Here is a 14,488-nt window from a genome sequence, read left to right as displayed (position 1 = left end):
TGCGATTGATGTAACGGACCCACTCAACAAAATCACTGGTAAAGCTCATCAAGATTAATATCAAGCGCCGCTGCCCTGATTTCATTCACATGCAGAAGCCGGTCCATTAACTCTGAAAACCACTGCGGACGCCCCTCCCGGGTGATGTTCGCCAGAGAGAGTGCGTCGGGCATGGGCCAGGGCTGTTGCTGACAGAACGAAGCAAGCGGCATTTGTCGTAAATCCTGAACCAGTACCAGCTCCCCCTGATGACTTTTACAGATCAACCCCTGCTCCTGCAACAGAACAATATAGCGTTCCCAGTCTTCCAGGGAGAGAGGCCATTCATTCTGGAACATTTTATAATTGACCGTTTTACCCTGACAAAACTGCTGACGAAACATGGAGAGTACCACCAGAAGCCCCAACAGGGGTGGCCAGTGCTCATCCTTTTGCTGCCCTACTGACATCGTCAGATTGCGTACCATAACCGCCCCAAGCAGAACAAGGTTCCAGCTCAGGTATATCCAGACCAGAAAAACAGGAACCGCAGCAAAGGCACCATACACCAGTTCATACGTCGGTGCCTGAGCAATAAACAGTGCAAAGACACCTTTGGCGACTTCAAGCACCGTAGCGATGGCCACCGCTCCTGTTAAAGCATACCGAAAAGGCACCTTGCGGTTAGGCACCGCCGCATAGAGCAGTGTTAACACCATTGTACTGAGCAACACCGGCATCAATCGCAACAGGGCAGATTCTGCACCGAAAAAAGCTGTCGTATCAGAAATAAATTTCAGCGAAGCCAGGTAAGAGGTCAGAACAAAACCCAAACCAATCAAAAACGGTCCAAGGCTCAAAATAGCCCAGTACAGCAAAAAACCGGAAACGCCACGGCGTACCTTGTCTACCTGCCAGACCTTATTAATGGCCTTATCCACAGTTTTCAACATCATAAAGGCGGTCACAATCAGAAACACTACACCGACCGCCGTCAGCTTGCGCGCCTGCTGGGAAAAACTGACCAGATACGTTTGTACGGTTTCACCCGCCGTTGGCACAAAATTATTGAAGATAAAAGACTGTACCGTTTCGCCAATATCCTGAAAGCTGGGAATGGCGGACAGCAGGCTGTAAGTAACGGTCATCAAAGGCACCACGGCAAACAGCGTGGTATAGGTAAGGGCAGCGGCACTGTCCATGCAGCCGTTCTGAACGAATCGCTCAACTGTGGACTTGATAAACAACAGCAGTTGTTTGATGGAACGCAGGGAAATATCGGGCCTGACCATGAGCTGCTCCTCAGCACATCAGGAGTAAAGGCTATTTTCACCTTTACCCCTTTATCCAGTCAGGATATCAGCTTCCAGAGGTTGGCGGAAAGCCTTTAAGAATGGCATCGACTGCATTATTAATCTGCTGCGTGCGTTTTTCCGGGGTCGAACGGTCAGGAATGAGCGCCTGAGAGCGACCACGCCAGACCAGCTCTTTACTGGCAGGATCAATAAAATCGACCATCAGCGAACCCTCCTCATAATCCCTCACACGGGTTTCCGACTGCACGCCCACTCCCCAGCTGTTAATGCCGTACCCCAGCGAGGTAGAAACATGATTCTCTTCCCGGCGGGTTTTGGTTTTAGTGAGGTAGTTGACCAGAAAATCTGCGTCAGACTCATCCACCAGCCTGAATCCTTTGGCTTGCAGGTCACGGTTTACGGCAGCACGCACCCTGCGATCCTGCAGGCCGTCCAGGTGATAAGCCGACGACTGATCTTTATCAACCGTCAGCCAGGCATAGGTTTTCCAGCTGTTCATCTGCTGCTGAGCCCTGGAAGATGTATCATAATCCCAGTCAATTCTCTGGCTGGCACAGCCCGCCAGCAATATGGCAAAACACCCTAACAACCAATGCCTGCTGCGTAACATAATGATTCTCAATTCTGTTTGCGACGAAAGCAGAAGCATATTCGTTCTTCTGAACACTCTCCAGTTCCACGCCGACAAATTACACAACATTTGCTCAACAAAAGCGGCTCTTCAAAAGAGCACCTTAAGCGGTTGTGCAGAGCCACAATCGGGTTTACTCTTCGCCTGAACAAGAAAAAGAGTAAAAAACGAGGAAACCTGCATGGCTGTCACCATTTATCACAACCCACGTTGTTCCAAATCTCGCCAGACACTAGCCCTGTTAGAAGAGCATGGCATCAGCCCGGACATCATCCTGTACCTGGAAACCCCTCCTGACGAAGCCACCCTGACAACTCTGCTGAAACAACTGGGCTTAACAGCCAGAGAACTGATGAGAAAAGGGGAGCAGGAGTACAAGGATAATAACCTGAAAAACCCTCAGCTGAATGACAAAGAGTTGATTCAGGCAATGCTGAAATATCCCAGGCTGATTGAACGCCCGATTGTTGTCAATAAAGGGCAGGCCCGTATTGGCAGACCACCGGAGTCTGTTCTGGAAATCCTCTGAGATGAGCCACTGCAACAAACTGAACGACCAGACAATGATAAAAAAGGCAGCCTTCATTTACTCGTTAACCATGGGCTTATACGTCAGCCTGGCGCTGGCGCTGCTGGCGGAAACCTGGTGGCTGAATCCACCACCGGGTTCCAGACTGGCCATTACCGCTATTCAGCTTATACCCCTGACTCTGCCCCTGTACGGGCTGTTAAAACGTAACCCAAGGTCAGCCGCATGGCTGTGCTTTATTCTGTGTTTCTATTTTATCAGTGGGGTTTTATCGGTTTCTGCCCAGCCCGAATCACTACATGGCTGGCTGACAGCAGGCATCAGCTGTCTTCTTTTTAGCGTGTCTCTGTTGTTTATCCGCTGGCAGAGCCGGGTTAATAGAGAAGTTTGAAGTGCATCCGGGCCTGCTCATCAACCACCTGAGCAGGCTCAATATGCAAACGACTGCTGTCTACCCCTGCTTCCAGCAGGCAATTCTTAATCGTTTCCGCTCGTTCTTCAGCCAGGTTCTGTAGACTTTCCGGCTTGACCGGCCAGTGATCCACCAACCAGCTTTCTGCCCTGACAACTCGCTGCTGTTGTGTCTCCTCACCTATTTCCGGAAGGCGGCGATTATGGATACGCAGATACATCTGTTCAATCAACTGTTCCCGGGTCTGCAAAGGAATTCCGGCAACGCTTTCTGACTCTTTTTTAAGCAGGGTAGAATACAATTCCAGCAGGTCTGCATCTAACTCAGCCCTGGCCAGACCCGGCTTATCGGCCTTTATAGAAGCAAGCCCCTGAAAGGATAAATCAAGGGCAGGTCTGCGATTCAATACATTTGTCCATTGATGAACCGTTTGTTCAGATTCACTACACAACAGGGCTCGCCCCGGTACGTAATCAATCGCTTCAACCAGAGGCTCCTGACTGCCTGAAACCCGGCCCAGGTACTGGAAAGGTTCATCCGTCACACGCTTGAGACTTACCTTTACACTGTCCTGTAACAGATTCACCAGTGCAGAAGGCAGGGGTTCATCAGATAACTTACGCTCCGCAACGGGCACAATAATTCGTCCTTTTTTGTCCGTCATTGCAGCTTGAATTAACGACAGATTCCAGTCTATTGCTGAATCATTGTCGGGTCGTGCTTTAAACCGGGTAAACGTCAGCCGCCCTTTCGCATGTCGTTCACCTGCTCCCCAGAACAACTGCATAACGGCATTCATCGTACTGTCTGCCAGATCATAACCAGCCACAACCCGTTTCTGTTTTGAAACACTGCCAAGGTCGACTTCTCTCAGATTAAACCGGGCTTTGCCATGACCATCAGCATGAAGCTCTGCGTCAACAGCAACCGGTAGTGTCTGCAAAGCGTAAGCCGTCCCTTTTAAAGTAAGTCCGGACTCACCATTGTGGCCAAGCTGTCCGTTCAGATTACCCAGCTCCGGCTTTCCCTGACTGCTTTGCCATTGGTCCGGATGGGTAAATAGATTCAGCCGCCTGAGTTCCAGCTCGGAAAACACCTTCAGCTGTTCTGGCAACAACGCCAGCGCCTGCTCACTCAAAAGTACATCAGCACCATTCAGAGAGCCTTTAACCACCGATACGTGGCCATCGGACAGGGAGAAGCCCAGCAGTTCAAGCTCATCCCAGCGAAATTTCTGGTCCTCAGAGAAGCTCACAACCCCCTGTTGAAGCACCAGGCTCCCTTCCATACTGACACTCTGCCGGGGCGACCAGAAAAAGCTCTGGTTACCACTGACTGTCACCTGTTCCCAGTGATCAAACTGGCTGTTTGGGAAAGCTGCCTGAATCGTAGCCAGTGGCACACTCCAGACATCAAACTCACCATTAAGCTCACCAGTGTTCAGGTCGAACTGCCCCTGGAATGCCCAGTCACCCTTCTCTGGTAAACCATCAACCGTCAGTCTTAATTCACCTCTATCGCCGGTCTGTATCCGCATGGACTGATAGGCCAGAGAAGCCGCCAGAGGTTGCGCCCCGCTGCGAGAGAGAAACAGGCCGCCCTTGCCCAGCTCAAAATACTTTACGACGGTTGCCAGATATTCCTGAAGCGATGAAGATTCAGCTGCCCCGGAACTGCCCAGAAGATCAAGGTCAACATTAACAAAAGGGCTCTGAAAATAAAGGCTGGATAGTTGCAGGGGATCAGACGAAGTGAGTTTTGACAGGGGAATACGCACGCGCACTTCATCGGCACTGATCTTTAGTCCCGGCAGCAGATACAGGTCGGAATCTTTAAGAATCAGTTCCCTACTAAGCAGGGAGTAATCTGCCCGCACCGGCAGAATCTCAACACCGGATTCCTGAGACAGTCTTTCCAGAAAATGCCGGGCCAGTCGTTCGGGCAAAAGGAAATAACCTGACAAAAGAGTCAGGAAAATAAGCAGTCCGGCTAAGACACTTACAAACCAACGAGACTGCGACTGGCTTTGCATAAATACTCTCTGGTTACGCAGGTTTAAAAGAGCAAACAGATGCTTCGCAGGATTAAGTCGTTAACTACCAGCTCATAACCTGTTTCACAAAAGGAATGGTCAGCTTTCTTTTAGCTCTCAATGATGCACTGTCGAGCTTCTGAAGAATCCTGAATAAATGTCCCATATCGCGGTTGCTGCGATAGATAATAAAGCGGGCAACGTCTTCATTCATGTCCAGCCCCCGCAGATGAGCACGCAACTGCAGAGCGGCGACCTTTTCTTTATCGGTCAGTGGCTGAACCTGAAACACCACCCCCCAGCTGAGCCGGGAAACCAGGTCTGGCAACTCAATTTTCAGGGCTTTGGGAGGACAGTCAGCCGCTACCAGCAAACGGGTGTTGGCATCGCGCAGACGGTTGAAAAGGTCGAACAGGGCTTCTTCCCATTCAGGAATGTCTGCCGCCGCATTGATATCATCAATACAGACCAGCTGCAGACTCTCCATCCCTTCCAGAAGTTTTGAAGGATAGTGAACCAGTTCATTCATTGGCAGATAAATACTGCGCCCCTGGCGACTATCGACTTGATGGCAGGCAGCCTGCAGTAAATGACTGCAACCCACACCACTGGAACCATACAGATATATAAACTGCTCAGTCTCTATGCCGGGAACTTGTCGATCAATATCCAGCATATTAACCAATGCAGCATTCTGTCCGCTGAAAAAGTTAGCGAATGTGGCATCGTCCCTTAACTGGACGCTGAGCGGCAATTGCACAGGCAGACTCATATACGACATCAGGCAATGGATTGATAATATTTCACAGGCACTGCCCTACGCATAAAGAACGCTACAGCCCCTGACTTTTCTGGCACCGGTGTTAGGTATTCTGTTACACCTTTCATGGCTCACTCCTCAGGTTTCTCACCAGGCTCGCCCGCATGATAAAGGTCACTTGCCTTGTAATTCCGATGCAGATGACGCAAGAGTACCATAATAATTGCAGCAAGTGGCAGTGCAATCAGCATGCCAATGAAACCAAACAGCTGTCCACCTGCCATTAAGGCAAAAATAACAGCCACCGGGTGCAAACCAATTTTATCCCCAACCAGCCATGGTGTAAGGACATAACCTTCCAACACCTGTCCAGCTGTAAAGACAGCCGTCACAGCCAGCAAAGCCCAGTATTGGTCAAACTGGAAAAGTGCAACAATGATTGCCGTGGCAAAACCTACAAAAAATCCCATATAGGGAATAATGCTCGCCAGCCCTGCCAACAGACCAATCAGCATAGCGAACTGCAGCCCGATCAGCCACAAGCCAGCGCCATAAATTACACCGAGCGCCAGCATAACCATTAATTGCCCTTTTAGAAAGGCTCCCAGCACTTCATCGCACTCTTTTGACAGAGTAACGATCTCTGCTTCCATATTCAGGGGCATAATCAGGCGCAGGTGCTGCATCATTTTGTCCCAGTCCCTGAGCAGATAAAACGTCACCACCGGAACCAGAAACAGATTAACGACAAAGCCAGCGATCACCAGCCCTGAAGACGTTACCTTACGACTCAGGTCTGCAATAATGCCACCGGTTTGCTGCCACTCGGTCGCCAGTTGCTTAACCACTATGCTCAGGTCAAACCATTCAGGGTCCACCTCGATATATGTCAACAATTCTGGCACAACATTGTTGCGTACCCAGGCTTCCCAGACTGGCAGCAGTTGTATCACGGTTTTGATCTGATGAAACAGTGCAGGAATCAGCACCAGCAACAACACCAGACCGGCTACAAACAGGGCAAGAAATACCACCGTCACCGACAGCGAGCGACTCATACCCATTTTTTCCAGTCTGTCTGCCACTGGATCACCCAGATAGGCCAGCACCAGACTGACCACAAAAGGTGCAAGGATAGGACTTAGAAAATGAATCACTACCCCGGTGGCCAGGGCCACGCCTGCCAGCATCCAGCGTTGTCTTATGGTCATACCCATTCCTGCAGGATTATTGTTTTTATTTACCGCCCACGCCAGCGATAGTGCAGATAGCCTTCACCACTGCCAGCATCCGACTCCACCTTTTGCAGCCGACGTTCCAGGGCAATGGAGTCTGACAGTTGTTCAACAGTACCATCAATGGTGAGTTCCAGCTCCAGCTGATCCCCTGACACCCGTTTTACCATAACATTTCGTACTGCCGTTAAACCTTCTACATAAGCAATGGCCCCTGCATAGGCTTTGGTAGTACCTGTACCATCAATACGCAGTATGGGGTTCTCACTGCTACCTGCCGTCACTGCATAATGTCTGGACAGGGTGTTACCCACCAGGTCCGCCATAGCGAGCGCAACACCTTTAGCACTCAGGTCTTCGATGCTGGCATCAAATCGCTGGTTTCTAAACAGAAGAACCAATCGACCATTGTACCGTTCACCCTTGTCCGTTTGGCTGACCGAGAGGCGACCACCAAGAATGGATTCGGAACCGTAGCGCACTGACGCTTCTGTCAACTTGCTGGAAAACAGTCCCCAGACATCCACGGCACTGATGGCCAGGTTGTCTTCAAAATCCATGACCGGAAAGATCAGCGGTAAAGCTCGCTGATCGAATACCTGATCAATGTTTTCGGACAGTTTGGTTGACCTGCCGCTACTTTGAATCTGCCGACGACCGTCCTCATCAACTGCTAACCACATCAGAGTGGTCGACCGGTTCCCTCCCCAGATACCCAGACCATTGTCGCGAAGCAGACGGGTTATCGCCTTGTCATCAAACTGAGTCACCAGCATCAGCTGTCGCTGCCCGCCTACTTCATCACGGCGATAGCTGAATCCCTGCAGGTAGCTGGTCGCTTTCTGTAATGCACTTTTTATTGCGGGGTCAGCCAGTGTCTGACGCTGCCCAGTGACCCTGACCAGCACTTCCGACATCGCCCTGGACGTTGCCCGGCTGCGGTCACTACTGCCCTGACTGGATACCGGCACCTCTACCTGATACAGGTTATTGATCTGGGATGCCGGAGATGACTGAGACAAGAGCAACAGCAATGAACAGGCCAATAACAGCAATACCTGACGCGGCAGCCGCAACGCTGGACTTCCCGAAAACTTCAAACTTTTTGCTTTCGCCACGCTACTTTCTGCTTTCGCCACGCTACTTTTTGCTTTCGCCACACAACAAGCCATGACAGCTAACGACATGCCTGAAACCTTGAAAACTAATCAAAAAATAGATTTTGCCATAAGTACCCAGCGCACAACAGGTAAAAACTCGCATCATCACCAAGCTTTACGCTAGAATGCGCGCTCTGATCATTGACCCTCGACTTAGTTCGACATAAATAGTTAGGTGCGGAACCACCTCTTATGAGTAAAATCGACAGCGATTCCTCCAAAGACTCTCTTAGCTCTTCTCTTAGCTACAAGGATGCTGGCGTAGACATCAGTGCAGGCAACACACTGGTTGAACGTATCAAGCATGTAGCAAAAGCCACCAGACGCCCGGAAGTGATGGGCGGACTGGGCGGCTTCGGAGCCCTCTGCCAGATCCCGGCAGGTTATAAGGAGCCCATCCTGGTCTCTGGAACCGACGGTGTAGGCACTAAACTGAAACTGGCCATGGACCTGAACAGGCATGACACCATCGGCATCGATCTGGTGGCCATGTGCGTCAATGACCTGCTGGTATGTGGTGCTGAACCTCTGTTTTTTCTCGACTATTACGCAACAGGCAAGCTGAACGTCGATGTAGCAGAACAGGTCGTCACCGGCATCGGCAAAGGCTGCGAACAGTCTGCCTGCGCCCTGATTGGCGGTGAAACCGCAGAAATGCCCGGCATGTACCAGGGTGAAGATTACGATCTGGCCGGTTTCTGTGTCGGCATTGTGGAAAAAGAAAATATCATTGATGGGTCCAGCGTATCTGCCGGTGATGTTCTCATCGGACTGAAATCCAGCGGCCCACATTCCAATGGTTACTCCCTGATCCGTAAAGTTCTGGAAGTCACTGACGCTGACCTGACTCAGGAAGTCGACGGCAAGCCTCTGGCTGATGCACTGCTGGCCCCTACCCGCATTTACGTCAAATCCCTGTTACAACTGTGCAAAGAAATGCCGGTACATGCCATGGCACACATTACCGGTGGCGGGTTAACCGAAAACCTGCCACGGGTGATTCCGGAAGGTTGTCGCGCTGTTATTGATACCAGCAGCTGGGACATCCCACAGGTCTTCCGTTTCCTGCAGGAGGGTGGCAACATCGCCCAGTCTGAAATGTACCTGACCTTCAACTGCGGTGTTGGCATGGTGATCTGCGTACCTGCGGAACAGGCTGAGCAGGCTGTTACCCGTTTAAACGAGCTGGGCGAAGACGCCTTTGTCATCGGTCACATGGAGACTGGTGAAGGCGAACAGGTCGTTTATCGATAAGCTCCTGTAATACCGGGCTAACCATGGACTCCCATATTTCTGTATGGGAGTCACACGATCAACGCTATAATAAGCCGCTAATACAATATAGCGTTACAATAAAGAGCCGTACCCGTACCTAGCCATGAGCACGAGCATGAGCCGCAAACGCGTCGTCGTCCTGCTGTCTGGAAATGGCAGCACTCTGCAGGCACTGATTGACCAGCAGCCTGATTCTCATTACGAAATCGTTGCCGTTTTCAGTAACCGTCCTGACGCTTACGGACTGCAGCGAGCTGCAAACGCCAATATCCCTCAGCACGCCTTTGACCACAAAGACTTTTCGGACCGAAGCTTATTCGACCAGCACATGATGCAGAAGATTAACCAGCTGAATCCTGATTATGTCGTTCTTGCCGGTTATATGCGCATTCTGTCCAGTAAATTTGTCCGGCACTTTTCAGGCAGGCTTATCAACATCCACCCTTCCCTGCTGCCAAAACATAAAGGACTGAACACCTACCAGAGCGCCCTGGAATCTGGCGACTGCGAACATGGAACAACAGTTCATTTTGTTACAGCAGAACTCGACAGCGGTGCCATAATCCTTCAATCCACCCTGCCCATCCGTCACTCTGATACTGTCCAGACCCTTGAACAACGGGTGAAATCCATGGAACAAAAGGTCTACCCACTGGCTTTAGACTGGCTCTGCTCTGGCCGACTCATCTGTAAGGACAATGCGGTATGGCTTGACAATCAGCCCCTTCCCAAACAAGGATATTCAGTGCAGGAAAAAAATCTGGACCAACAATGCCAAAGATTATTAATCAAACCCTGAAGAGCCTGCCCCTCATTGGCACTTTACTGATGACGGCAGCACCTTTTACCTTTGCTGCCTCCGAACCTCAGACTGGGGTTCCCGCTGGAAAACCCACAGCGGCAGTGACGACTCAAACCATACAACCAAAGCCGTTTACTGCCCGTTACAGCACCCGCTATAGTGGTTTTAGTGCCAGAGGGTCCCGTACTCTGAGCAAAGAAGACGATGAGTGGGTACTGGAGTTCGGAGCTGATGCCAGTGTTGTCAGCCTGACAGAAACAACCCGGTTTACCATAAACAAGAATCGGGTCAGGCCAGTATTTTATCGCTATAAACGTGGCGGACTGTTTGGCAGCAAACCCGAAGAAGCACACTTTGACTGGCAGAAGATGCAGGCCACATGGAATCATGAAGATCAGCCTGTAGCGTTTCCAGCTAACGCACAGGATAAACTGTCCTATCAATATCAGCTGGGGCTTGACCTTGCTGCCGGAAAAACAGACCTGCGCTATCCTGTTGTCGATGATGATGAAGTCTACGAGCGGGAGTTCATTATTGAAGGTGAAGAAGTGCTGGAAACCGATGTCGGCAAACTGAACACTGTGCGAGTCAAAATCAAACGAGACAACAGCAAACGCCAGACATGGATCTGGTTTGCCAAAGACTGGGACTATGTACTGGTCAAGTTTCATCAAAAAGATGATTCAGAATACCTGATAAAATTTGCTGAAGGCGAAGTAGACGGCAGAAAAATTACTGGTCTGAAATCCTCCTGAAAATATTTTACAGCAGTGATGGCTTCAGCTATCGCTGCCCAACCGCTTGTAACGTAGTGTAAATTTTTATAACACCAACCCTACCCAATGCGTTTTATCTGCCCCCTGCTTCAGCAAATACACCCCTCAGGGAACTTATCAGACAACCATCCATCCAGCTGCCGAATCCAATCCTGAAAGTTAGTAGTGATTTTTTAGTATGCTTTTAAAAAATTTAGCGAATTTTTCTGACCACATATCTTATGACAACACTCGCAAACCAATATCTCTTGCAGCCTCAACAGGGCATATATTACTTTTTTGCACTTTAGATACCCTTTATCAATATTTCTGCATTAGAATGAATGCATATTGATCAGTAAAATCACTCCACATTATCTTCACACACATTCTCATCTTATGTCCCCAAGTGTCTATGAAAAGCTGCACACGCTGGAGCTAAAATCCCTACTGGTTCTGGATATACTGCTGGAAACCCGCAACCTTTCCGAGGTGGGAAGGCAGCTCAGTATGCGACAGGGGAATGTCAGTTACCATCTGGCAAAACTGAGAACAGCACTGGATGACCAGCTTCTGGTAAAGTCAGGTAAAGGGTACACACTCACCTCCAGAGCCGCTAACATCAAAAAAAGCCTGCATCAGAGTCTGGCAAACCTCCAGGACTCTCTATTTGACGAACCCTTCAATCCAAAAACAGCAACCATTACCTTTCGTATCATGGCTGATCCTATTGGAGCGGGTTTACTAATTCCACGGTTACTGTCCCGACTGAAGACAGAGGCACCTTCAATCACCATCGAACATATCCCTGCCCAAAAAAAGATAACAGAAGTCATGGCATCCGGTATGGCAGATGTTGTGCTGTACAATCTGCCAGAACAGGTTCCAGAGCTCAATAGTCACCTCATTGCGACCATGAGCATCTACCTGGTTACTGACAAAAAACACCCAATCCGAAAAACGGATTACAGCTTTGAGAAAATTTTCAGCTACCCAACCATACAACGCTATCCATATGGATATATCGAACATGAGCTGTCTCAAATCACTCAGTCCAGAAACCTCACGCGGTCAGTGAGCTTTATTGCACCGTCATTCGAGTTACTAAGAGACATCATCCCGGGGTCAGAAAATGTTGCTTTCTGCTTTGAGGCTGATAAATACGCCCTCAGTAACAACCCCGATCTCCACTTCCATAAATTGGAGCAAATGGCGCCCTCCCCTACTTATGCTATGTGGCATCCACGCTGTGACAACGACCCTGTTCACCAGTTCATGCGAAAGATAATTATTGAAGAGTGCCTGCAACTGGCGACTATATTCAGCTTATCCGGATCCTGAAACTGTAAATACTTCAAGCCTTGATAAAAGATCAGGGCTTTCTCATCAAACTAACCTGAGTACGAGCTGCTTCAATAATGAACATTAAGCTAAATAGATTTTCTTAAAACCACTGGCTGATGGTTTTCAGGTGAAACAGAGAAAAAAGGAAATGAGCTGGATAGACATTCTTTAAAGCACACCTCCTTGTGCGCGATTAGCAACGAACCCTAAGGTTCAACATTTCGATTAGTTAGCTTTGAATAATTCGTCTATTACTCCTCCTTCCATACGGTTAGTTTTGTTCGCACTATGCAAACGGTTACTGGCGAAATTTCAGATCCCTTTTATCAGGTTTCTCTGAAATCTAACTTTCTGAAAAGTTTTATGAAATATATACAGAACGCAAGCAATCATCAATAAGTTAAATGCTAACAATTAAAATAACAGATACACAAAGTTTTGTACTTACCGATCGGGGCTGTTTTTATCTGCAATTAGCCAGCTATTCCCACAGCAGCTACCCTCTCTGCTTTCGTAGCGTTTAAATGCAGCTATTTCCAAAGCGACATAGAGCCTTTAAACTTTTCCCTTTTCTCACAAACAGAACTGGAGTGCCTTGTGCGAGTTCTACACACTATGCTGCGTGTTGGCGACCTGGATCGTGCCATTGCTTTTTACACCGATGTTCTTGGCATGAAGCTGCTGCGGAAGCATGACAACGAAGAGTACAAATATACCCTGGCTTTCGTTGGCTATGCCGATGAGTCTGAACAGGCAGTGATTGAGCTGACTTACAACTGGGGTACCGACAGCTACGATCAAGGCACAGCCTTTGGTCATATCGCCATTGGTGTTGACGATATTTACGCCACCTGTGACACCATTCGGGCCAACAACGGCAACATCACCCGTGAGCCGGGTCCGGTACTGGGCGGAAGCACAGAAATCGCTTTTGTCACTGACCCGGACGGTTATAAGATTGAACTGATCCAGATGAAAGGTGCGACAAAAGGTCTGAAAGGCTAAACGCTGATCACGAAGGAACCGGTATCCATCGTTTCCTTCGTCTTTATTCATAAATAAACAAACACTACTCACTTGAAGCCTGTTGCCAGGGACGCGCGCACTCTATGACAAACTGTCGTTTAATCGCTTTTCTTCTCTCTGTTTTTATCCTTTTACCCGGCTGCTCCAACGATGCCAGCAAAGTCATTGTCAGAGAACTTTCAAACAATAACCCGAACTGGACCAACACCCTCAGAAACATTAAAAAAGACGAAATTGCTTTTGAGGCACTGGTTCGAACACTGGCCCGGCAGGCACAAACCAACTGGGGCGATGAAAGGCAGGCGACAAATAACGAATACGTTAAATACACCAACAACTACCGCACCCGTGTATTTGTTAACTTTGAAACCGGCAAAATACACGTAGAAACTCTGGACCAGGAAGACCTGCGCCACGCCATCATTATCACGCTTTTGACGCCTTACGATCCGGATAAAGTCGACCTGTTCAGCGATAAAGCCATTGAACTGGGCGAAGAACCCATGCTGTACGGGCAGGTGCTGGACCATGAAAACCAGCCCATTCGCTGGGAGTGGCGCGCTGGCAACTTTGCGGATTACCTGACCGTTAACCACCAGGCCACCCGCAACAGCAGCCGGGGAACAATCTATTCGGTAGATATTGATCTGGTCAATAATCATCTTGAACAGCGACAGTATCAATACGCCGACATCGTACGACAGCATGCCAGTAAATATAATGTGGATGAGAGCCTGATCTACGCTGTGATGCGCACAGAAAGCTCTTTTAACCCTTATGCGGTCAGTCCATCTAACGCTTACGGGCTGATGCAGATCATTCCTGCTACCGCAGGGCGGGACGTATTCCAGCGTTTGAAAAACCGTAATGACCAGCCCACCAAGACTTACCTGTTTCAGCCCTGGAACAATGTGGATACGGGTGTCGCTTACTTACACCTGTTGCAAACTCATTACCTGAAAAGTGTTCAGGATCCGCTCTCCAAACATTACGCAGTGATCTCCGCTTACAACGGCGGGACAGGCAATGTATTAAAAACCTTCCATTCGGATCGTGGTAAAGCCATGGATATTCTGAACAGCATGCAGCCAGAGCAGGTGTACTGGGCGCTAACCCAGCGACACCCTCGTGAAGAGTCGAGAAATTATCTGAGGAAGGTAACGACGGCCCAGAAGGATTTTTACAAAGGCGACGTTTAGAGAAACTATAAGGGATTTTTGAGCCTGCATCAG

At 49.2% G+C, this 14,488-nt stretch carries 14 protein-coding genes; 8 read left to right on the top strand and 6 right to left on the bottom strand.

Features of this window, described 5'->3' with window-relative positions:
* Window positions 1–32 precede the first annotated feature (32 nt).
* Entirely contained in the window at window positions 33–1,271 is a 1,239-nt protein-coding gene (locus V5J35_RS19270) for a YihY family inner membrane protein (RefSeq protein ID WP_354008708.1), read from the bottom strand.
* Between the two features lie 67 nt (window positions 1,272–1,338).
* Window positions 1,339–1,944: a DUF4136 domain-containing protein gene (locus V5J35_RS19265; protein WP_354016476.1), complete on the bottom strand. Its 606-nt coding sequence runs from the start codon at window positions 1,942–1,944 to the stop codon at window positions 1,339–1,341.
* Window positions 1,945–2,107: 163 nt separating this feature from the next.
* On the opposite strand from V5J35_RS19265, the gene arsC reads away from it, so the two are divergent.
* Both arsC and V5J35_RS19255 read left to right on the top strand, forming a co-directional pair.
* Window positions 2,108–2,455 carry an arsenate reductase (glutaredoxin) gene (arsC, locus tag V5J35_RS19260; RefSeq protein ID WP_354008706.1) on the top strand — a complete coding sequence of 116 codons (348 nt, stop codon included), beginning with the start codon at window positions 2,108–2,110 and terminating at the stop codon, window positions 2,453–2,455.
* Window position 2,456: 1 nt separating this feature from the next.
* On the top strand, window positions 2,457–2,846 hold the full coding sequence (locus V5J35_RS19255; RefSeq protein ID WP_354008705.1) for a DUF2069 domain-containing protein: 390 nt from the start codon (window positions 2,457–2,459) through the stop codon (window positions 2,844–2,846).
* Here the strand turns inward: V5J35_RS19255 and V5J35_RS19250 are convergent.
* From V5J35_RS19250 to V5J35_RS19235, 4 genes are all read right to left on the bottom strand, one after another.
* Entirely contained in the window at window positions 2,830–4,812 is a 1,983-nt protein-coding gene (locus tag V5J35_RS19250; RefSeq protein WP_354008704.1) for a DUF748 domain-containing protein, read from the bottom strand. The genes V5J35_RS19255 and V5J35_RS19250 overlap by 17 nt on opposite strands.
* Window positions 4,813–4,963: 151 nt before the next feature.
* Window positions 4,964–5,680: a DnaA regulatory inactivator Hda gene (hda, locus tag V5J35_RS19245; protein WP_419095766.1), complete on the bottom strand. Its 717-nt coding sequence runs from the start codon at window positions 5,678–5,680 to the stop codon at window positions 4,964–4,966.
* A gap of 110 nt (window positions 5,681–5,790) precedes the next feature.
* A complete protein-coding gene (locus tag V5J35_RS19240; protein WP_354008702.1) occupies window positions 5,791–6,870 on the bottom strand; it encodes an AI-2E family transporter in 1,080 nt (359 codons plus the stop codon).
* A 29-nt stretch (window positions 6,871–6,899) separates the two neighbouring features.
* Window positions 6,900–8,081, bottom strand: coding sequence for a DUF2066 domain-containing protein (locus tag V5J35_RS19235; RefSeq protein ID WP_354008701.1), 1,182 nt, complete (start codon window positions 8,079–8,081; stop codon window positions 6,900–6,902).
* Window positions 8,082–8,246: 165 nt separating this feature from the next.
* On the opposite strand from V5J35_RS19235, the gene purM reads away from it, so the two are divergent.
* The 6 genes from purM (at window position 8,247) to mltC (ending at window position 14,455) form a co-directional block, all read left to right on the top strand.
* Window positions 8,247–9,308: a phosphoribosylformylglycinamidine cyclo-ligase gene (gene purM / locus V5J35_RS19230; RefSeq protein WP_354008700.1), complete on the top strand. Its 1,062-nt coding sequence runs from the start codon at window positions 8,247–8,249 to the stop codon at window positions 9,306–9,308.
* Between the two features lie 136 nt (window positions 9,309–9,444).
* Entirely contained in the window at window positions 9,445–10,128 is a 684-nt protein-coding gene (purN, locus tag V5J35_RS19225; protein ID WP_354008699.1) for a phosphoribosylglycinamide formyltransferase, read from the top strand.
* Window positions 10,101–10,886: a DUF3108 domain-containing protein gene (locus V5J35_RS19220; protein WP_354008698.1), complete on the top strand. Its 786-nt coding sequence runs from the start codon at window positions 10,101–10,103 to the stop codon at window positions 10,884–10,886. The genes purN and V5J35_RS19220 overlap by 28 nt, the downstream gene beginning before the upstream one ends.
* A gap of 399 nt (window positions 10,887–11,285) precedes the next feature.
* Window positions 11,286–12,227, top strand: a complete 942-nt coding sequence (locus V5J35_RS19215) for a LysR family transcriptional regulator (protein WP_354008697.1) — start codon at window positions 11,286–11,288, stop codon at window positions 12,225–12,227.
* A gap of 600 nt (window positions 12,228–12,827) precedes the next feature.
* Window positions 12,828–13,235, top strand: a complete 408-nt coding sequence (gene gloA / locus V5J35_RS19210) for a lactoylglutathione lyase (protein WP_201772208.1) — start codon at window positions 12,828–12,830, stop codon at window positions 13,233–13,235.
* 104 nt (window positions 13,236–13,339) lie between these two features.
* On the top strand, window positions 13,340–14,455 hold the full coding sequence (mltC, locus tag V5J35_RS19205; protein ID WP_354008696.1) for a membrane-bound lytic murein transglycosylase MltC: 1,116 nt from the start codon (window positions 13,340–13,342) through the stop codon (window positions 14,453–14,455).
* The last annotated feature ends 33 nt before the right edge of the window (window positions 14,456–14,488 follow it).

Origin of the sequence: Endozoicomonas sp. NE40, from assembly GCF_040549045.1 — a bacterium.
Taxonomy (GTDB): domain Bacteria; phylum Pseudomonadota; class Gammaproteobacteria; order Pseudomonadales; family Endozoicomonadaceae; genus Endozoicomonas_A; species Endozoicomonas_A lisbonensis.
This window is presented reverse-complemented; position numbering and strand designations above follow the sequence as displayed.